Source organism: Streptomyces sp. NPDC059787, assembly GCF_042732315.1.
Taxonomy (GTDB): Bacteria; Actinomycetota; Actinomycetes; order Streptomycetales; family Streptomycetaceae; genus Streptomyces; species Streptomyces atrovirens.
Genome location: NZ_JBHWHX010000038.1, coordinates 31,230 through 50,427 on the forward strand (window position 1 = coordinate 31,230; position 19,198 = coordinate 50,427).

The window sequence follows — 19,198 nt, forward strand, 5'->3', positions numbered from 1 at the left end:
CTACACCGGGCGGGCACAGCCCACCGGTGACGTGCCGCCGAGCCGCACGTAGAGGGCCGTGGACGCCGGGCACTTCGACCGGTCGTCCACGGCCCTCACCACCTTGAACTCCGGTTCCCGCTCCTCACTGCCGTCGCACGCCGTCTCGCGGACCTTGCCGTCGCCCAGGTCGTAGACGCAGTCGCCGACGATGGTGCGCGGCCCGCCCCCGCCGCCCGGATCGCCGGGGTGCGGCGGCTGGAGGTGACGCATACAGGCGTAGCCGCGCGGCACCGCGCCGTCGCCGTCCTCGTCGGAGGAGGGGCGCTGCTCGCTGATGTGCAGCACGAAGTCGGTGGTGGCCGGGCAGCGCGGCCCGTCGCGCGCGGTCCCGTCGTGGCGGGCGACGACCCGGGCCGCCGCCCGTTCGCTCCTGCAGGACACCTCGGTGAAACTGGTCCGGCCGAAGGAGCTGCACTCGTCGATCGCGAGGAACACCGTCCCGTACCCGGACTGCCGGACCGGCGTCGGCGTCGCCGTACGCCGCTCGACCGGCCCGCCCTCCTTCTCGGCGCCGCCCGGCGCGCCCTGGCAGCCGGTGAGCAGCACCGCGACCGCCGCCGCGAACGCGGCGCGCGTCCCCCACCCACTTCGCACGTGCATCGTCATCCCCCGGACACCCCCGTCCAGCGTGACCCGGTCCGTCGGGGCACGCCAGACATCTGGTGAGCTTTCACCACATCGGGGAAGGTGCGTCGGATGTGTGACGTACGCGCGCTACGTCCGGCAGGGGGACGCGCCCGCGTGCGTCTAGTACCTCAGCCCGTGCCCGACGGGGTACAGCACCGTCGCCGGGTCGTCCGCCCGCTGCACCGGCACCGGCAGCGTGCCGCGCGGGTCCACCTTGCCCGCGATCACCCGTGCCGCCGCCCGCAGTTCGACGTCGGTCCAGGAGTACGTCGCCAGACACGCCGCCACGCCGGGCAGGTGGGCCACGTCGTAGGGGTTGCGGACCGAGACCACGACCACCGGCCTCCCGGTCGCCAGCAGTCGCTCGACCAGCGTCTTCTGGCTGCTGGACGCCGTGACGTTGTACGTCCCCACGACGACCGCGTCCGCGTCCTGGGCCGCCGTCACCGCCTTGGCGATGGTGGCGGCGGACGGTGCGGTGCCGGTGGACAGGGCGGTGGCGGTGAAGCCCAGCCCGGTCAGGGCGTCCGCGAGGACACCGGTCGGCGGTCCCGTCGTACCGGACGGGGAGGCAGGGTCGGCGCCGACCACCAGCAGCTTCTGCTGCCTGCGCCGGGACAGCGGCAGCAGACCGCCCTCGTTGACCAGCAGGGTGGTGGTGCGCTCGGCGATCCGGTCGGCGGTGGCCAGGTGCGCACGGGTGCCGACGGTGCGGTCGACTCCGGCGTGCGAGACGTACGGGTCCTCGAACAGGCCCAGTCCCGCCTTCAGCCGCAGCACCCGCAGGACCGACTCGTCGAGCCGGTCCTCGGTCAGCTCGCCGTCGCGTACGGCGTTCAGCACCGCGTTCCAGGCGACGTCCAGGGAGGGCGGGTTGAGCAACTGGTCCACGCCCGCCTTCAGCGCCAGCACCGGCACCCGGTCGTCGCCGTACTTCGTGCGGACGCCCTCCATGCCGAGGGAGTCGGTGACCACGACCCCGTCGTAGCCGAGTTCCTCGCGCAGGATGCCGGTGAGGATGGGGCGGGAGAGCGTGGCCGGGTCCTCGGAGGCGTCGAGGGCCGGGACGACGATGTGCGCGGTCATGATGGAGTCGATGCCCGCGGCGACGGCGGCCCGGAACGGCGGTGCGTCCAGCTCCTCCCACTCCTCGCGGGTGTGGTGGATGTACGGCAGCTCGGCGTGGCTGTCGGTGATCGTGTCGCCGTGTCCGGGGAAGTGCTTGGCCGTCGAGGCGACACGGGACGACTCGTAGCCCTCGACCTCCGCCGCGACGAGGCCCGCGACCGCCTCCGGGTCGGAGCCGAAGGAGCGGACGCCGATGACGGGGTTGGCCGGATCGACGTTGACGTCGGCCACGGGGGAGTAGTTCTGGCGGATGCCCAGCGCGCGCAGTTCGGCGCCCGCGATCCGGCCGAGGGCGCGGGCGTCGGAACGGGAGCCGCCCGCGCCGACGGCCATCGCGCCGGGGAACAGGGTGGCGGGTTCGCCCACGCGGGCCACGATGCCGTGCTCCTGGTCGGTGGAGATCAGCACGGGCAGCCCGCGCGGCAGACCGAGGGACGCCTTCTGGATGCCGTTGGACAGGTCCGCGATCTGGTGCGGGTCGCGGGTGTTGTGCGCCCAGGCGAAGTAGATGATGCCGCCGACCCGGTACTCGGCGAGCAGTTCGGCGGCCGTGCGGACGCCGATCTCCGCCAGGTTGGCGTCGGCGTCGGCCTGGTCCGGGTCGGTGGCGGAGTGCCCGTAGACCCGCATCACGAACAGCTGGCCGACCTTCTCCTCCAGCGTCATACGGGAGATGAGGGCGCGCAGCCTTCTGTCGTCGTGCGCGGACCGGCCGGTGGCCGCGTGGACGGTGCCGCCGGCCGCGAGGGCGGTGGTGACGCCCGCCGTCGCGGCGAGGACGGTACGTCTGGACGGACGTGCGGTGCTTCCCGTGCTTCCGGTGCTGCTGTCGGGCACGTGCGCTCCTTTGGAAGGTGATCCGCGGGGGACCGGGGATCCGCTGAAGGACATCCTTGAAGGAAACTGCCAGGAGGTCACCAATATCCGGGAAGTTTCTGCCAGTCAAGGGAATGCGCAGCAACCGGGCGGGACCCGCAGGACCTGGAGGGCTCGGGGCCCCGGGGCCTGGGGCCGTCATCGGCGCGACGGGAGGGGGCGCGCCGATGACGGCGTGCTGCCGGCCACGGCACGGCGGAGAGGGGTGGTCGGCCCTCGCAGCCGGCGGCGAGGGCCGACACCGCACCACGGAGACTCGTCCGGCAGCCTGCACATGGGACGGACGGAGGCGGGGACGGGTTCCCCGGCCGGACCGTATTTCCCGAAATCGGGACCGGGGGTCCGGACGGGGTCAGCGGGGCGAGTGCGCCGACACCTCGGGCCAGTGCCCGCACAACGTGCGGACGGTCTCCGCGATCGCCGGACGGCGGGCCGCCCCGGTGCGCCACAGCGCGTACAGCCGTCGTACGGGCATCGGGTCGAGCGGTACCTCCACCACACCGGCGGGCAGCGGACCGCGCCCCAGCCGGGGGATCAGCGCGATGCCGAGCCCGGCCGCGACCAGGGCGACCAGGGTCGGGTTCTCGTCGGCCTGGTGGACGATCTCCGGCTCGTGCCCGGCCGCGCGCAGGGTGCGCACCAGCCACTCGTGGCAGACCCGTCCCGGCGGCTGGCAGATCCACCGCTCACCGCCCAGCTCCTCCCGCCGTACCGCCGTACGCCCCGCGAAGGGGTGGTCCTCGGGCACCAGCAGATCGCACAGGTCGTTCCCGATGACCGCCTGCTCCACGCCCGCCGGGGCGGGCAGCGGCGCGATGTCCCAGTCGTGCGCGACGACGAGGTCGACCGCGCCCTTGGCGACCAGGTCCACGGAGAGGTGGGGGTCGATCTCGGTGAGCCGCGTGTCGAGCGCGGGGTGCCGGCGAGCCAGGTCGGCCAGGACGGGCGGCATCAGCCCCCGGGCCGCCGACGCGAACGCGGCGATGGTCAGCCGCCCGGCCGGCACCCCGCGCCGCTCCTCCAGCTCGGTCTCCGCCCGCTCCACGATGGCGAGCAGCTCCCGCGCGGTACGCACCAGTTGATGCGCCTCGTCGGTCAGCCGTACGCCCCGGCCCTCCCGCTCCAGCAGCACCGTCCGCGTCTCCCGCTCCAGCTTGGCGATCTGCTGGGAGACGGCGGACGAGGTGTAGCCGAGCGCCACGGCGGCGGCACCGACGGTGCCGTGGACGGCGACGGCGTGCAGGGCGCGCAGCCGCTGGAGGTCGAGCATGACGGCTCCCCGATCGGTTAGCGATGCTTCATCCAACCATGCAGGAATCATCGCTGGTGCTGAAGTGTGGTGGGCGGTGATCCTCGACGTATGCGACCTTCCCACCTGTTCCTCGCCGTCCTCGTCACCGCCGTGTGGGGGGTGAACTTCACCGTCATCGAGGTCGGGCTCGACCACTTCCCGCCGCTGTTCTTCTCCGCCCTGCGCTTCCTGGTGGCGGCACTGCCCGCGGTGTTCTTCGTGGGGCGGCCCAAGGTGGCGTGGAAGTGGATCGTGGGGGTGGGGCTCGCGCTGGGGGTGGCCAAGTTCGGGCTGCTGTTCGTCGGCATGGACGCGGGGATGCCGGGCGGGCTGTCCTCGCTGGTGCTCCAGATCCAGGCGGTGTTCACGGCCCTGTTCGCCTTCGCGCTCCTCGGCGAACGCCCCTCGCGGGTACGGCTGGTGGGCATGGCGGTGGCGCTGGCCGGGATCGGCGTGGCGGCGGTCGACGAGGGCACCTCCGGGCCGCTGCTCGGCTTCGCCCTGGTTGTCGCGGCGGCGGCCTGCTGGGGCGTCTCCAACATCCTCACCCGCAAGGCGGCACCCCCGGACGCCCTGAACTTCATGGTCTGGGTGAGCACGGTGCCGGTACTTCCGCTGCTGGGCCTCTCCCTGCTGCTGGAGGGCCCGTCACGGGACCTGGACGCGCTGCGCGGCCTGGACCGGGCGGGCGCGGGCACGGTGCTCTTCGTCGCCTGGATCGCCACGGTGTTCGGCTTCGGCGCCTGGGGCTGGCTGCTGCGCCGCCACCCCGCCTCCACGGTCGCGCCCTTCTCCCTGCTCGTCCCGGTCTTCGGCATGTCGTCGGCCGCGCTGTTCCTGGGCGAGTCGGTGACCCCGCTGCGGTGGTGCGCGGCGGCACTGCTGGTGGGCGGGGTGGCGCTGGCCTCGGTGACACCGCGGCGGCCGGCGGCGGTGCCGGTGGTGAAACCCGTTCGACGGGCGGAGGTCCGTACGGAAGACTCCCCGGTCGGCGGATGAGGAAGATCGGGAGACCGGGAGATCGCACATGGGTTTTGCTCTGGAAGGACCGGTTCTCGAGGGCGCGTCGGTGCGCCTGGAACCACTGGAGCACCGGCACACGGCAGACCTCGCGCTGGCCGCGGAGGAGAACCGGGACACCTACGCCTACACCTGGGTGCCCAGGGCCGACGAGGTCGGCGCGTACATCGACGCACAGCTCGCCCGCGCGGCGACCGGCCGCCTCGCCCCCTACGCGCAGATCTCCCTCGCCACGGGACGCGCGGTGGGCGCCACGGCGTACTGGGAGCCCCGTTCCTGGCTGAACGAGGACCGGCTCGACGCGATCGAGGTCGGCTTCACGTGGCTCGCCGGTTCGGCCCAGGGCACGGGCCTCAACGCCGAGTCCAAACTCCTGCTCTTCGGCCACGCCTTCGAGGGGTGGGGAGTGTCCCGCGTCGACCTGAAGACGGACGCCCGCAACACCCGCTCCCGCACCGCGATCGAACGCACCGGCGCCCACTTCGAGGGCGTCCTGCGCAACTGGTCCCGCTCCTGGGCCCCGGGCGAGGAGGGCCGCCTGCGCGACTCGGCGATCTACTCGATCACGGAGGAGGACTGGCCGGAGGTCCGCCACCGACTGGAACAGAGAGCGGCGCCCCGGGCCGCCGTCCAGGGGCGCGGGGAACTGCGCGAATAGGGGCGCGGGGAACTGCGCGAATAGGGGCGCGGGGAACTGCGCGAATAGGGGCGCGGGGAACTGCGCGACCAACCACGACGCACCCGCACCCGCCCCACGAAGCCACCACCCGGAGCTCTCCGGCCCACCCCCCGGAGGGTCAGGGCGCCTCCCGCGAGGGAGAACCCTCACGCAACTCCGGCGTACTCGTACCGACGTACACCACCGCCACCACACACAACACCCCGCCCACCACCAGCGCCGCCGCCCCGGACGTCACCCCGGCCACCAACCCCGCCCGCATGTTGCCGAGGTGCGGGCCCGCCTGCCCGACGATCTGCTCCGCGGCCGTGACCCGCCCCAGCAGCGCGTCAGGCGTACGGGTCTGCACGATCGTGGTACGGGAGAGCACCGACAGCGCGTCGGCCCCACCGGCCACGACCAGCAGCCCCAGACCGACCCAGGGGGTGCTCATGACCCCGAACGAGGCCAGCGCGGCACCCCACACACCGGCACCGAACAGCATCACGAGACCGGGACGGCCCAGGTGGGTCACCGCCCCGGACAACGCCGACGCCAGCACACCACCGATCGCGATCGCCGACAGGAACAGGCCCAGCGTGCGCGGATCACCGCCGAACCGTTCGTCGTTGATCAGCGGGAACAGGCTGACCGGCATCGCCAGGACGGTGGCGGCGAGGTCGGTGACGAGCGCGCCGCGCACCACCCGGTGGCCGGCCAGGAAGCGCAGCCCGTCCAGCACCCCGTGCAGCCCCGCACGGGACGGCTCGCCCTCGGGCGGCAGCGCGGGCAGACCGAACGCGCCGTAGAAGGACAGCAGGAAACTCAGCGCGTCGAGCAGATAGCAGACGCCGATGCCGAACCAGCCGAGCAGCAGACCCCCGAGCGCGGGCCCGAGGAACATCATCGCCTGACCGGTGACCTGGTAGAGCGCGAGTCCGGAGGCCACCTGCTCCTTGGGCAGCAGCCGGGGCACGAACACACCGGCCGCCGGACCGCCGACCGCCGCGCAGGCGGACTGGGCGGCGACCAGGGCGAGCACACCGCCCACCGGCACGTTCCCGGTGAACCCCTGGACCGCAAGGAGCAGCGAGCAGACCGCCTGGCCGACCGTCGCGGCCAGGAAGATCCGGCGCCGGTCACCCCGGTCGGCCCAGGCCCCGGCGAACAGCCCGAAGCAGACCAGCGGCAGCGCCTGCGCGAGCCCCACCGCGCCGCTCCAGGCCGCGCTGTGCGTCATCTCCCAGACCTGGTACATGACGGTGACCATGGTCATGAAGCCGCCGAGGAGGGACACCGTCCGCCCGATCAGCAGGCGCCTGAAGACCGGTGAGGTACGCAGGGGACGCACGTCGATCAGCGTGCGGGACAGGCTCACGAGGGCAGGACGGCGGGGCGGGGCACGGGCTGAGGCACGGCGGGGACGTTATCCGGCCGCCGCCCGCCCCGGCCAGTGGATTTTCCGTCCGGTCAGGCCGACTCGCTGAGCAGCCGGGCCAGATGCTCCCGGCCGGGGGTGAGCAGGCCGGGCAGCGGGGCGGCGTCGGCGTACCAGCGCTTCTCGTACTCCCAGCAGAGCCAGCCGTCCCAGCCGTGCCGGGAGAGGATCTCCACGCAGTCGGTCAGCGGGAGGACACCGGCGCCGAGCGGGAGCGGGGTCGTGTCGTCGGCGGAGGCGATGTCCTTGACCTGGACGTAGCCGAGGTGCGGGGAGAGGGCCGCGTAGCTCTCGGCGGGCTGTTCGCCGCCGAGCCAGGTGTGCATCACGTCCCACAGCGCACCCACCTGACGGTGGCCGACCAGGCCGAGGACCCGCATCGCGTCGGCGCCGGTGCGGTGCGAGTCGTGGGTCTCCAGCAGGATCCGTACGCCCAGGTCGGCGGCATACTCGGCGGCCGTGCCCAGCCGGCGGGCGGCCGTCGCGTCCGCCTCCTCGGGGCTCTGCCCGGTGCCGCCGCCGGGGAAGACGCGGACGAAGGGGGCACCGAGGTCCCGGGCGAGGCCGAGGAGGGCGCGGATCTCGGCGAGGACGGGTTCGTCCTCGCCGGGCGCGGCGACCCGGGCGTACCCGGCGAGCCCCAGGATCTCGATGCCGGCCGCCTTGAACTCGGCGGCCACGTCGGCACGTTCGACGGGGCCGAGCCCCGGATGGACGGGTTCCTCGGGATGGGCGCGCAACTCCACGCCGTGGTAGCCGTGCGCGGTCGCGAGGGCCAGCACGTCGGTGAGGGGCAGCCCGGGGACGCCGAGGGTGGAGAACGCCAGCTTCATGAAAACGGACCCTACCCGCGAGGGACCGGACCGGCTCCTCTTCCTCACCCGGGTGTCGGCGTCGCGGGTTCGTGGAGCCTTGTCGCGCAGTTCCCCGCGCCCCTGAGGGGGGCTCCGGTCGGGTGCGGGTCCGTTGTGGCTAGTCGCGCAGTTCCCCGCGCCCCTGGGGGCCGCCCCCACCGACGCCACAGAGGCCCCGGCAAGCAGCTCCCACGGGCCCGCACTCGACGACGCACCCATCAAGGGGCGCGGGGAACTGCGCGAAAACCCCCCACGGGCCCGCACTCGACGACGCACCCTTCAAGGGGCGCGGGGAACTGCGCAAAACCTCCACGGGCCCGCACTCGACGACGCACCCTTCAAGGGGCGCGGGGAACTGCGCAAAACCTCCACGGGCCCGCACCGGCGGTGCAGACCCCGGACCGAGGTCCGATCAGTCCCGCGGCCCCGCCGTGGACCCCCGCACCATCAACTCCCCCCGCACCGCCGCGATCCCCCCGTGCGGCGGCTCCTCCCGCCCCATGGCGATCCGCCCCGCACGGGCCCCCGCCTCCGCCAACGGCAACCGCACCGTCGTCAGCGCCGGCACCGCGTCGATGCTGAACGGCAGGTCGTCGAACCCGGCCACCGACACATCGTCCGGAATCCGCAGCCCCGAGTCCCGCAGCGCCGCGCACGCCCCCAGCGCGACGGAGTCGTTCGCCGCGACCACGGCCGTCAACGACGGGTCACGCCGCAGGAGTTCGAGCGTCGCCTCGTACCCCGACCGCCGGTCGTACCGGCCGTGCACGGTCCACCGAGGGTCCTCCTCGATGCCGTGCGCGGCCAGCGCGTCCCGGTGGCCTTCGAGCCGGTGCCGCGTCGTGGTCCGCTCCAGGGGCCCCGCGATGTACCCCAGCCGCCGGTGCCCCAGCCCGATCAGATGCTCGGTGAGTTCCCGCCCGCCGCCCCGGTTGTCGAAGGTCAGCGCGATCGCCCCGGTCTCCGCCGCCGGCGGCCGGCCGCACAGCACCACCCGGGTCCCGGCGTCCGCCAGTTTCCGCAGCTTCGCGTCCATGGCCGCCTTGTGCGGCGCGTCCTCGATCGCGCCACCGGTCAGCACCACCGCCGCCGCCCGCTGCCGCTGGAGCAGGGTGAGATAGGTCAGTTCGCGTTCGGGCGAGCCGCCCGTGTTGCACACGACCGCGAGTCTCTCCCCGCCCGCGCGCCCGCCCGGCCCGCCGATCTCCGCCTGGATCGCGCTCGCCATGATCCCGAAGAACGGGTCGGCGATGTCGTTCACCAGGATGCCCACCAGGTCGGAGGTGGCGGCGGCCAGCGCGCTCGCGGGACCGTTGAGGACGTAGTCCAGCTCGTCCACGGCCTTCAGCACCCGTTCACGGGTGGACGCGGCCACGGGATAGTTCCCGTTGAGCACGCGCGACACCGTCGCGGGGGAGACCTGTGCGCGAGCCGCCACGTCCGCCAGGGTCACCGTCATGTCTCGTCCTCCGCCTCGCGCGTTCGCCGTACGCCGTCGTACACATCCACGCCCACACCCGTGGTTCCGAGCAGACCCTACGGCCATCCGCGCGGTTGTTCGCCCCCTCGAACAACTCGGCTCCGCCGTGGTCTTGTCCGCACCGCCGTTCAGAGGCTAGCTTCTCTCTACATAGAAAGCGCTTGCTGTCACGCTCACCAGTGGGGCGTACGCGGCGCGCGAACCGCGTACGAAGGGAATGACGTGACACGCAAGACGGTGCGTATCGCCATGAACGGTGTGACCGGGCGCATGGGCTACCGCCAGCACCTCGTCCGCTCCATCCTGGCCCTGCGGGAGCAGGGTGGCCTCGACCTCGGTGACGGCACCGTGCTGTGGCCGGAGCCGATCCTGGTCGGCCGGCGGGAGCACGCGCTGAAGGCGCTGGCCGAACGGCACGGACTCGAACACATCTCGACGGACGTGGACGCCGTCCTCGCCGACGACAGCGTCGACATCTACTTCGACGCCCAGGTGACCTCCGCCCGCGAGGAGGCGATCAAGAAGGCGATCGCGGCCGGCAAGCACATCTACACCGAGAAGCCGACCGCCACCGGCCTCGACGGCGCCCTGGAACTCGCCCGCCTGGCGAACGCGGCCGGCATCAAGCACGGCGTCGTCCAGGACAAGCTCTTCCTCCCCGGCCTGCTCAAGCTGAAGCGCCTCATCGACGGCGGCTTCTTCGGCCGCATCCTCTCCGTGCGCGGCGAGTTCGGCTACTGGGTCTTCGAGGGCGACTGGCAGGACGCGCAGCGCCCGTCCTGGAACTACCGCAGCGAGGACGGCGGCGGCATCGTCGTCGACATGTTCCCGCACTGGGAGTACGTGCTGCACGAGCTGTTCGGCCGCGTGAAGTCCGTACAGGCCCTCACCGCCACCCACATCCCGCAGCGCTGGGACGAGAACGGCAAGCCCTACGACGCCACCGCCGACGACGCCGCCTACGGCGTCTTCGAACTGGACGGCGGCGCCATCGCCCAGATCAACTCCTCCTGGGCGGTCCGCGTCAACCGCGACGAACTGGTCGAGTTCCAGGTCGACGGCACCGAGGGCTCGGCCGTCGCCGGCCTGCGCAACTGCCGCGTCCAGCACCGCTCCGCCACCCCCAAGCCGGTCTGGAACCCGGACATCCCCGCCACCGAGGTCTTCCGCGACCAGTGGCAGGAGGTCCCGGACAACGGCGAGTTCGACAACGGCTTCAAGGCCCAGTGGGAGCTGTTCCTGCGCCACGTCTACGCCGACGCCCCCTACCACTGGGACCTGCTGGCCGGCGCCCGCGGCGTCCAGCTCGCCGAGCTGGGCCTGAAGTCCTCGGCCGAGGGCCGCCGCCTCGACGTGCCGGAGGTCACGCTGTGACCCTCCACCTGCCCGACGCGAACGGCACCCTGCGCGCCTACGAACCCCGCACCGAGCCCCTCGCCGTCACTCCGGGAAGCGGTTTCACCTCCCGTACGGTCTTCTCGGCGGCGCACGTCGTCGCCGACCCGTACGCGGACGTGTCACCCGACTCACCGGCCGCCGTCGACTGGGACGCCACCCTCGCCTTCCGCCGCCACCTGTGGTCGCACGGCCTGGGCGTCGCCGAGGCCATGGACACCGCGCAGCGCGGCATGGGCCTGGACTGGGCGGGCGCGGCCGAGCTGATCCGCCGCTCCGCCGCCGAGGCGAAGGCCGTCGGCGGCCGCATCGCCTGCGGCGTGGGAACGGACCAGCTCACCGCCGCCGCCACCCTCGCCGAGGTCCGGGCGGCCTACGAGGAACAGCTCGCGGTCGTCGAGGAGTCCGGCGCGCAGGCCATCCTGATGGCGTCCCGCGCGCTGGCCGCGACGGCGAAGAGCCCGGACGACTACCTGGAGGTCTACGGCCACCTGCTCCGCCAGGCCGCCGAGCCGGTGATCCTGCACTGGCTGGGCCCGATGTTCGACCCGGCGCTGGAGGGCTACTGGGGCTCGTCCGACCTCGACGCGGCCACCGACACCTTCCTGGAGGTCATCGCCGCACACCCCGACAAGGTCGACGGCATCAAGGTCTCCCTCCTCGACGCCCGGCGCGAGGTCGACCTGCGCCGCCGTCTCCCGCAGGGCGTGCGCTGCTACACCGGCGACGACTTCAACTACCCCGAGCTGATCGCCGGCGACGAGCAGGGCTTCAGCCACGCCCTGCTCGGCATCTTCGACCCGCTCGGCCCGCTCGCGGCGGAGGCGGTCCGCGTCCTCGACACCGGGAACACGGAGGGCTTCCGCGCCCTCCTCGACCCCACCGTCGAACTCTCCCGCCACCTCTTCCAGGCACCCACCCGCTTCTACAAGACGGGCGTGGTCTTCCTCGCCTGGCTGGCCGGGCACCAGTCCCACTTCACGATGGTCGGCGGCCTGCAGTCGGCGCGCTCCCTGCCGCACTTCGCCCGCGCCTACGAACTCGCCGACGGCCTCGGCCTGTTCCCCGACCCCAAGCTCGCCGAGGAACGCATGAGGACCCTGCTGCACCTGTACGGAGTGACCCCGTGACCGCCGACCTCGCGCGTTTCAGCATCAACCAGATGACGGTCAAGCAGCTGTCGCTGCCGGACCTCGTCGACGCCTGCCGCGAGCTGGGCGTACCGGGCGTCGGCCTGTGGCGCGAGCCCGTCCAGGCGTACGGCGTCGAGGCGGCCGCGAAACTGGTCCGCGACGCGGGCCTGGCGGTGACGACACTGTGCCGGGGCGGCTTCCTCACCGCGATCGACCCCGGCGAGCGGGCCGCCGCCCTGGCGGACAACCGCCGCGCCGTCGACGAGGCGGCCACGCTCGGCACCGACACCCTGGTCCTGGTCTCGGGCGGCCTCCCGGCCGGCTCCAAGGACCTGCGCGGCGCCCGCGAGCGCATCGCCGACGCACTGGCCGAACTCGGCCCCTACGCCGAGGAACACGGGGTGAGACTGGCCATCGAGCCGCTGCACCCCATGTTCGCCTCCGACCGCTGCGTGGTCTCGACGCTCACCCAGGCCCTGGACATCGCGGAACGCTTCCCCGCCCACCAGGTCGGCGTCACGGTCGACACGTACCACATCTGGTGGGACGACCAGGCCCCCGCCCAGATCGCCCGCGCGGGCGCCCAGGGCCGCATCCACACCTTCCAGCTCGCCGACTGGACCACCCCGCTGCCCGAGGGCGTCCTCAACGGCCGCGGCCAGATCGGCGACGGCGCGGTCGACATGCGGGAGTGGAAGGGCTACGTGGAGGCGGCCGGCTACACCGGCCCCATCGAGGTCGAACTCTTCAACGACGACCTGTGGGCCCGCGACGGCCGCGAGGTCCTGGCGGAGACGGCGGCACGGTTCGTGGAGCACGCGGGCTAGGAGCCGCACGCGGCGATCCGGGTCTTGTGCGGGACCCGGGTTCCGCCCGCGTGGCGTCCCGGGTCCTGTGCGGGGACCGGGACGCCGCGCGCGGAGGCGCGGGGCACGGGAGAAGCTCTGGGGAGAGGTCTTCCCGTGCCCCGCACCGTCCAGGCGGACATCGTGAGGAGCCGGAGCCGGAGCCGGAGCCGGAGCCGGAAGAATTCCGGGGAGACCGTGCAACCCTCTCCGCACCTCGCGGGTCGTACTCGGCGTCAGGACTTCTGGGAGGGGACCCGGGGGGGACTTGAGGGGTTCTGACGGGGGAGGGACGAGGGGGCCCGGTCGACGGACCGGGCCCCCTCGAAGTGCGTGCGGGCCGCCTCAGAAGAACACCCCGCAGCGCAGCAGCACGTTCGCGTACGGCCGTGCCTCGCCGGTGCGCACGACGAGCCGCGCGCCCGCGCTCAGTTCCTTGAGCCGCTCGTGCGGGACCAGGCCGAGGCCGGGGAAGTGGCCCGCCAGCAGCTCGGCCGCCACCGGATTGGCCTCCCGCACCTCGGACGCGGCCGTGGCGCCCTCGACGACCAGCTCGTCGAGGAGCCCCTCCAGCACCTCCGCGAACGACGGCACCCCCGCGCGGAAGGCCAGGTCCACCACGCGCGGCCCGCCGGGTATCGGCATGCCGACGTCGCACACCAGCACCCCGTCACCGTGCCCGAGCTCGGCCAGGGCGCCGGAGAGATGCCGGTTCAGGATTCCGTGCTTCTTCACCGGGTGCCGCCTTCCGGGGCCACGCCGGACGCGCTGTCCGGCCCCCGGCCGGGGTCGGCACGGCACAGCGCCGCGACCTCCTCCGCCGTCGGGAAGGACACCTGCGCGCCCTCCTGGGTGACCGTCGCCGCGCCCACCCGGGCCGCGTACGCCGCCGCCTCGGCGAGCGGTTCGCCCGCGCCGAGGCGCCAGGCCAGCGCGGCGGTGAACGCGTCACCCGCACCGGTGGTGTCCACGGCGCGCACCTCGACGGACGGGACGCGGGCGGCACCGTCGGCGGAGGCCACCAGCGCGCCCTCGCCGCCCAGCGTCACCACCACCGACCGCGGGCCCTTCGCCAGCAGCAGCCGCGCCCACTCCTCGGGCCCGTCACCCGCCACGGTGTCGTCGCCCAGGATCACCTTCGCCTCGTGCTCGTTGACGATCAGCGGGTCGCAGGCCGCCAGCACCTCCGCCGGAAGCGGGCGCGGCGGGGACGGGTTCAGTACGAACCGACTGCCCGGCACCAGGCTCCGCACCACCTCCACCACCGTCTCCAGCGGGATCTCCAGCTGCGCGGAGACCACCCGGGAGGCGTGGAACAGGCTCCCGGCCGCCCGCACGTCCGCCGGCGTCAGCCGGCCGTTGGCGCCCGGCGAGACGACGATGCTGTTGTCCCCCGACGGGTCCACCGTGATCAGCGCGACCCCGGTCGGCGCCCCGCCGACCAGCACGCCCACCGTGTCCACCCCGGCCGCCCGCTGCGAGTCCAGCAGCAGCCGCCCGTGCCCGTCGTCGCCGACCCGCGCCAGCAGGGCCGTACGGGCACCGAGCCGGGCGGCCGCGACCGCCTGGTTCGCGCCCTTGCCGCCCGGGTGGACGGCCAGGTCGGAACCGAGCACCGTCTCCCCGGCGCCGGGCCGGCGCTCGACCGCGGTCACCAGGTCGGCGTTGGCCGATCCCACGACCAGGAGGTCGTAGTCGTACATGTGTTGCTCCCCGATCCGAGTGAATCCGAGTGAGGGCGGGCGGTCGTCGTGACCGCCCGCCCGGGTGTCCCCGCGTCCGGCGTCAGCCCTCGAAGCCGGCCACGTTCTCCTGGGTGACCACCTTCACCGGCACCTTCACCATGTTCTCCACCTTCTTGTCCTCGGCGGCCCGCAGCGCGTTCCGTACCGCGATCCTGCCGAGTTCCGACGGCTGCTGCGCGACGGACGCGTACAACGTGCCGGCCTCGACCGCCTTCAGCCCGTCCGGCGTACCGTCGAACCCGACGACCTGGACCGACTTGCCGGCCTTGGAGCCGAGCGCCTTGATCGCGCCGAGCGCCATCTCGTCGTTCTCGGCGAAGACACCGTCGATGTCGGGGTGCGCCTGGAGCAGGTTCGTCATCACGTCCAGGCCCTTGGTGCGGTCGAAGTCCGCGGGCTGCTTGGCGACGACCTCGATGCCCGGGTAGTCCTTCAGCCCCTCGGCGAAGCCCGCGCCGCGCTCCCGGCTGGCGGAGGTGCCGGCCTGCCCCTGGAGGATGACGATCGTGCCCTTGCCGCCGAGCTTCTCGGCGAGCGCCTTCGCGCCCAGCGCACCGCCCTCGACGTTGTCGGAGGCGACCAGCGCGGCCGTCTCCCCCTTGTTGACCCCGCGGTCCACGGCGACGACCGGGATGCCGGCCTTGTTGGCGCCGCGCACGGCGGGACCGGCGGCGTCGGAGTCGACCGGGTTGACGACGACCGCGGAGAGCGAGCCGCTGGTGAAGTTCTGCAGCTGGTTGGCCTGCTGGGAGGCGTCGTTCTGCGCGTCCGTGACCGTCAGGTCCACGCCCAGCTTCTTCGCCTCCTCCTCGGCACCGTTGCGGATCTGCACGAAGAACGGGTTGTTGAGCGTCGACAGCGACAGGCCGATCTTCTGCGTCTTCGCCGCCGAGGACCCGTTGTGCAGCAGCGAGGTCGCGCCGACGACCGCGACGGCGACGACGGCTGCGATCACGTACGTGAGTGCCTGCTTGCCCCTGTTGCCGTTCCCGGACGCCCCGGCCGCCGGGGTGGTCGCGCCCGCCTTGCGGCGCAGCGTGTCGAAGAGGACGGCCAGCGCGATGACGACACCGATGACGACCTGCTGCCAGAACGCGGAGACGGACAGCAGGTTGAGCCCGTTGCGCAGCACCGCGAGGATCAGCGCGCCGATCAGCGTGCCCGACGCCTTGCCGGTGCCGCCCGCGAGGGAGGCGCCGCCGATGACGACGGCGGCGATCGCGTCCAGCTCGTAGCCCTGCGCGGCCTGCGGCTGCGCGGAGGACAGCCGGGAGGCGAGCACGATGCCCGCGGCGGCGGCGAACAGACCGGAGAAGGCGTAGATGGCGAGCTTCTGCCGCTTCACCCGCAGGCCGGAGAGGCGCGCGGCCTCCTCGTTGCCGCCGATGGCGTACATGGAACGGCCGATGTACGTCCGTCCGAGCACGAAGGCGGTGAGCAGCCCCATGACGACCATCACGAGCACCGGCACGGGCAGCCAGCCGCCCAGCGTGTCACCCAGGTGGGAGACGGAGTCCGGGAAGGCGATGGGCGAGCCCTGCGAGATGACGAGCGACAGACCGCGCCCCACCGACAGCATGGCGAGCGTCGCGATGAACGGCGGCAGTTTCCCGTACGAGATGAGGAAACCGTTCACCAGACCGCAGGCGATGCCCGTCGCGACGGCCAGCAGGACGGCCAGGGCGACCGGGATCCCGGCCTCGGTCGCGCTCCACGCCAGCACGGTCGCGGACAGCGCGGCGACCGAACCGACCGACAGGTCGATGCCCGCCGAGACGATCACGAAGGTGACGCCGAAGGCGAGGATCGCGGTGACGGCGGCCTGGACGCCGACGTTGAGGAGGTTGTCGGCGGTCAGGAAGTCCCCGGACAGCGCCGACATGGCGATGACGAGGACGATCAGCGCGGTCAGCGCGCCGTTGTCGAGAAGCAGGCGGCGCAGGCCGGCCGTGGCGCCGCCCTGCGCGCCCGGCTTGCCCTTGAGCGTGTCAGTGGCCACGGGAGGCCTCCGTTCCATTGGTGTGAGTGCTGACGGCGAGGGCCATCACGGCGTCCTGGGTGGCCTGTTCGGCGGTGAGCTCGCCCGCGACGCGCCCCTGCGCCATGACGACCACCCGGTCGCTCATGCCGAGCACCTCCGGCAGATCGCTGGAGATCATGAGCACGGCGGCGCCGGCGGCCGTCAGTTCGTTGACGAGCTGGTAGATCTCGACCTTCGCGCCGACGTCGATGCCGCGCGTCGGCTCGTCGAGGATGAGCACCTTGGTGTCCGCCAGCAGCCACTTGCCGATGACGACCTTCTGCTGGTTGCCGCCGGAGAGCGTGCGGACGTGCTGCCCGAGGCCGGCCATCCGCACGCCGAGCTGCCCGGCGATCCGCTCGGCGGCCTCGTGCTGCCCCTTGAGGTCGACGAGCCCCGCGCGGGAGGCGGACCGCAGGGTGACCAGGCCGAGGTTCTCCTCGACGGAGGCGTCGAGGACGAGCCCCTGCCCCTTGCGGTCCTCGGGCACGAGCCCGATCCCGGCCGCCATGGCGGCGTTCACGTCGTGGCGGCGCAGCGGGGTCCCCGCGACGTGCACGGCCCCGGCGTCGTACGGATCGGCCCCGAACACCGCCCGGACCACCTCCGTCCGCCCGGCCCCGACGAGCCCCGCGATGCCGACGACCTCACCGGCCCGCACCTCGAAGCTCACGTCGTGGAAGACACCGTCCCGGGTCAGTCCGTCGACCTTGAGCAGCGCGTCACCGGCGTCGGCACGCTCACGCGGGTACTGCTGCTCGATCGACCGCCCGACCATGAGCCGTACCAGCTCGTCCTCGGGCGTGGAGGCGGGCACCTGCCCGACGCTGCGCCCGTCCCGGATCACGGTGACCCGGTCCCCCAGGGCGGCGATCTCCTCCAGGTGATGCGTGATGAACACGATCCCGACGCCGTCCTCGCGCAGCCGCCGCACGATCGCGAACAGCTTCTCGACCTCCTCGGAGGTCAGCACGGCGGTCGGCTCGTCCATGACGAGCACGCGCGCGTCCAGGCTGAGCGCCTTGGCGATCTCGACCATCTGGAGCCGCGCGATACCGAGTTCGCGTACACGCGCACGGGGGGAGACGTTGACGCCCACGCGCTGGAGCAGCACCTCGGCATCGGCGTCCATCCTCTTCCGGTCGATCATCCCGAACCGGCGCGGCTGCCGCCCGAGGAAGATGTTCTCGGCGACCGTCAGATCGGGGACGAGGTTGAACTCCTGGTAGATGGTGGCGATCCCGAGCCGCTCGGAGTCCTGCGCACCGTGGATGCGCACCTCCTCGCCGCCGACCGTGATCCGGCCGGCGTCGGGCGTGTAGGCACCGGAGAGCATCTTGATCAGCGTGCTCTTGCCGGCGCCGTTCTCACCGAGGAGCACGTGCACCTCGCCCCGGCGCAGGTCGAAGTCGACGCTGTCGAGGGCGACCACGCCCGGGAAGGTCTTGCGGATGCCCTCGATGCGCAGCAACTCGTCCGGGCTGCTCACGACGTACTCCTTCGTACGGGGGACGGGGACTGTGGGGGTACCGGCTCACCGCACGAGCGGCGTACGACGAGCCGGGCGGGAAGGGTGACGGACTCGCCGGGTCCGCCCTCGATCCGGTCGACGAGCGCGCGTACGGCGGCCCGGCCCAGCGCGCCGGTCGGCTGGGCGATGGCGGTGACCGGCGGATCGGTGTGCACGAACCAGCGGATGTCGTCGAACGCGGCCAGCGCGATGTCGTCGGGCACCCGCAGCCCGCGCGCGCGTACGGCGTCCAGCGCGCCGAGCGCCATCAGGTTGTCGGCGGCGAACACGACCTCGGGCGGCTCGGCCAGGTCGAGGAAGCCCTCGGTGACCCGGCGCCCGCTGTCGGCCTGGAAGTCGCCCTGGCCGATGTAGGCGTCGGGGAGGGGGAGCCCGTACGCGCCGAGCGCCTCCCGGAAGGCGTCCACGCGCTCGCGGCCGGTGGTGGTGGCGGCGGGCCCGGCGATGATCGCGAGCCGCCGGTGCCCGAGGGCGTACAGGTGCGCGACCAGGTCCCGTACGGCGCCACGCCCGTCCGACCTGACGACGGGTACGTCCACGCCGGGGATCCACCGGTCGACGAACACCATGGGCGTGCCCGCGCGGGCGGCGTCCAGCATGCGCGGGGAGCCGCCGTCGGTGGGGGAGACGAGCAGCCCGTCGATACGCCGGTCCAGCAGGGTGGTGACGTGGTGGTCCTGGAGATCGGGCCGCTCGTCGGCGTTGCCGATGATCACGCTGTACCCGAGCGCGCGGGCCTCCTCCTCGACGGAGCGGGCCAGCTCGGTGAAGTACGGGTTCATCACGTCGCTGATGACCAGTCCGAGGGTGCGGGTCTGATCGGTGCGCAAGGAGCGTGCGACGGCGTTCGGACGGTAGCCCAGCGCCTCGACGGCGGCCAGCACGCGGGTGCGGGCGTCCGCGCTGACCGACGGGTGGTCGTTCAGGACGCGCGACACCGTGGCGACGGACACCCCGGCCCGCGCGGCGACGTCCTTGATGCTCGCCATCGCCGTTCCACCTCCTCGTGGAATCGATTACACGGAGGATTGGAATCGATTACACGGGTGGCTGACAAGAGGGTGCGGGGTGGCCGAAATCGAATCGTGACCGGGGTGGGGGAGCGTGGCGGGGGC

At 72.9% G+C, this 19,198-nt stretch carries 16 protein-coding genes; 5 read left to right on the forward strand and 11 right to left on the reverse strand.

From position 1 onward, the window contains the following. The 3 genes from ACFV5H_RS28645 to ACFV5H_RS28655 form a co-directional block, all read right to left on the reverse strand. Window positions 1-642 carry a hypothetical protein gene (locus ACFV5H_RS28645; RefSeq protein ID WP_385197928.1) on the reverse strand — a complete coding sequence of 214 codons (642 nt, stop codon included), beginning with the start codon at window positions 640-642 and terminating at the stop codon, window positions 1-3. Between the two features lie 147 nt (window positions 643-789). After that, a complete protein-coding gene (locus tag ACFV5H_RS28650) occupies window positions 790-2,634 on the reverse strand; it encodes a glycoside hydrolase family 3 protein (protein WP_385197888.1) in 1,845 nt (614 codons plus the stop codon). Window positions 2,635-3,025: 391 nt separating this feature from the next. Then, window positions 3,026-3,943 (reverse strand): LysR family transcriptional regulator, encoded by a 918-nt coding sequence (locus tag ACFV5H_RS28655; protein WP_385197890.1) that lies wholly within the window; start codon window positions 3,941-3,943, stop codon window positions 3,026-3,028. Between the two features lie 90 nt (window positions 3,944-4,033). Between ACFV5H_RS28655 and ACFV5H_RS28660 the strand changes: the two genes are divergently transcribed. Together ACFV5H_RS28660 and ACFV5H_RS28665 are read left to right on the forward strand one after the other, a co-directional pair. Continuing rightward, a complete protein-coding gene (locus tag ACFV5H_RS28660; RefSeq protein WP_385197892.1) occupies window positions 4,034-4,963 on the forward strand; it encodes an EamA family transporter in 930 nt (309 codons plus the stop codon). 28 nt (window positions 4,964-4,991) lie between these two features. After that, complete coding sequence (locus ACFV5H_RS28665) at window positions 4,992-5,642, forward strand: GNAT family N-acetyltransferase (protein ID WP_385058966.1); 651 nt, start codon at window positions 4,992-4,994, stop codon at window positions 5,640-5,642. A 139-nt stretch (window positions 5,643-5,781) separates the two neighbouring features. Here the strand turns inward: ACFV5H_RS28665 and ACFV5H_RS28670 are convergent, their stop codons facing one another. From ACFV5H_RS28670 to ACFV5H_RS28680, 3 genes are all read right to left on the reverse strand, one after another. Next, window positions 5,782-7,020 (reverse strand): MFS transporter, encoded by a 1,239-nt coding sequence (locus ACFV5H_RS28670; RefSeq protein ID WP_385197894.1) that lies wholly within the window; start codon window positions 7,018-7,020, stop codon window positions 5,782-5,784. Window positions 7,021-7,112: 92 nt separating this feature from the next. After that, window positions 7,113-7,913, reverse strand: coding sequence for a sugar phosphate isomerase/epimerase family protein (locus tag ACFV5H_RS28675; RefSeq protein ID WP_385197896.1), 801 nt, complete (start codon window positions 7,911-7,913; stop codon window positions 7,113-7,115). A 433-nt stretch (window positions 7,914-8,346) separates the two neighbouring features. Next, window positions 8,347-9,393, reverse strand: a complete 1,047-nt coding sequence (locus ACFV5H_RS28680) for a LacI family DNA-binding transcriptional regulator (protein WP_385057670.1) — start codon at window positions 9,391-9,393, stop codon at window positions 8,347-8,349. Between the two features lie 243 nt (window positions 9,394-9,636). Here ACFV5H_RS28680 and ACFV5H_RS28685 point away from each other — a divergent pair, with 243 nt between their 5' ends. The 3 genes from ACFV5H_RS28685 to ACFV5H_RS28695 are packed head-to-tail and all read left to right on the forward strand — an operon-like array spanning window position 9,637 to window position 12,769. After that, a complete protein-coding gene (locus tag ACFV5H_RS28685; RefSeq protein ID WP_385057671.1) occupies window positions 9,637-10,788 on the forward strand; it encodes a Gfo/Idh/MocA family protein in 1,152 nt (383 codons plus the stop codon). Continuing rightward, window positions 10,785-11,939 (forward strand): dihydrodipicolinate synthase family protein, encoded by a 1,155-nt coding sequence (locus ACFV5H_RS28690; protein ID WP_385057673.1) that lies wholly within the window; start codon window positions 10,785-10,787, stop codon window positions 11,937-11,939. Before ACFV5H_RS28685 ends, ACFV5H_RS28690 begins: the two co-directional genes overlap by 4 nt. A 32-nt stretch (window positions 11,940-11,971) precedes the next feature. Beyond that, complete coding sequence (locus ACFV5H_RS28695; RefSeq protein WP_385057705.1) at window positions 11,972-12,769, forward strand: sugar phosphate isomerase/epimerase family protein; 798 nt, start codon at window positions 11,972-11,974, stop codon at window positions 12,767-12,769. 363 nt (window positions 12,770-13,132) lie between these two features. On the opposite strand, the gene rbsD is transcribed toward ACFV5H_RS28695, so the two are convergent. The 5 genes from rbsD to ACFV5H_RS28720 form a co-directional block, all read right to left on the reverse strand. Beyond that, complete coding sequence (gene rbsD, locus ACFV5H_RS28700; RefSeq protein WP_385197898.1) at window positions 13,133-13,522, reverse strand: D-ribose pyranase; 390 nt, start codon at window positions 13,520-13,522, stop codon at window positions 13,133-13,135. Beyond that, a complete protein-coding gene (locus tag ACFV5H_RS28705; protein ID WP_385057677.1) occupies window positions 13,519-14,490 on the reverse strand; it encodes a ribokinase in 972 nt (323 codons plus the stop codon). Before ACFV5H_RS28705 ends, rbsD begins: the two co-directional genes overlap by 4 nt. A gap of 82 nt (window positions 14,491-14,572) precedes the next feature. Continuing rightward, window positions 14,573-16,531 (reverse strand): substrate-binding domain-containing protein, encoded by a 1,959-nt coding sequence (locus ACFV5H_RS28710; RefSeq protein WP_385057678.1) that lies wholly within the window; start codon window positions 16,529-16,531, stop codon window positions 14,573-14,575. Beyond that, on the reverse strand, window positions 16,521-18,041 hold the full coding sequence (locus ACFV5H_RS28715) for a sugar ABC transporter ATP-binding protein (protein ID WP_385197900.1): 1,521 nt from the start codon (window positions 18,039-18,041) through the stop codon (window positions 16,521-16,523). The genes ACFV5H_RS28710 and ACFV5H_RS28715 overlap by 11 nt, the downstream gene beginning before the upstream one ends. After that, window positions 18,038-19,072 (reverse strand): LacI family DNA-binding transcriptional regulator, encoded by a 1,035-nt coding sequence (locus ACFV5H_RS28720; protein ID WP_385057682.1) that lies wholly within the window; start codon window positions 19,070-19,072, stop codon window positions 18,038-18,040. Before ACFV5H_RS28720 ends, ACFV5H_RS28715 begins: the two co-directional genes overlap by 4 nt. Window positions 19,073-19,198 lie beyond the last annotated feature (126 nt).

Excerpts from the sequence above, each read along its gene's own strand:
- ACFV5H_RS28645 (WP_385197928.1), bottom strand. The coding sequence starts at position 642 with ATGCACGTGCGAAGTGGGTGGGGGACGCGCGCCGCGTTCGCGGCGGCG.
- ACFV5H_RS28655 (WP_385197890.1), bottom strand. The coding sequence starts at position 3,943 with ATGCTCGACCTCCAGCGGCTGCGCGCCCTGCACGCCGTCGCCGTCCAC.
- ACFV5H_RS28660 (WP_385197892.1), top strand. The coding sequence starts at position 4,034 with ATGCGACCTTCCCACCTGTTCCTCGCCGTCCTCGTCACCGCCGTGTGG.
- ACFV5H_RS28665 (WP_385058966.1), top strand. The coding sequence starts at position 4,992 with ATGGGTTTTGCTCTGGAAGGACCGGTTCTCGAGGGCGCGTCGGTGCGC.
- ACFV5H_RS28675 (WP_385197896.1), bottom strand. The coding sequence starts at position 7,913 with ATGAAGCTGGCGTTCTCCACCCTCGGCGTCCCCGGGCTGCCCCTCACC.
- ACFV5H_RS28680 (WP_385057670.1), bottom strand. The coding sequence starts at position 9,393 with ATGACGGTGACCCTGGCGGACGTGGCGGCTCGCGCACAGGTCTCCCCC.
- ACFV5H_RS28695 (WP_385057705.1), top strand. The coding sequence starts at position 11,972 with ATGACGGTCAAGCAGCTGTCGCTGCCGGACCTCGTCGACGCCTGCCGC.
- ACFV5H_RS28705 (WP_385057677.1), bottom strand. The coding sequence starts at position 14,490 with ATGTACGACTACGACCTCCTGGTCGTGGGATCGGCCAACGCCGACCTG.
- ACFV5H_RS28720 (WP_385057682.1), bottom strand. The coding sequence starts at position 19,072 with ATGGCGAGCATCAAGGACGTCGCCGCGCGGGCCGGGGTGTCCGTCGCC.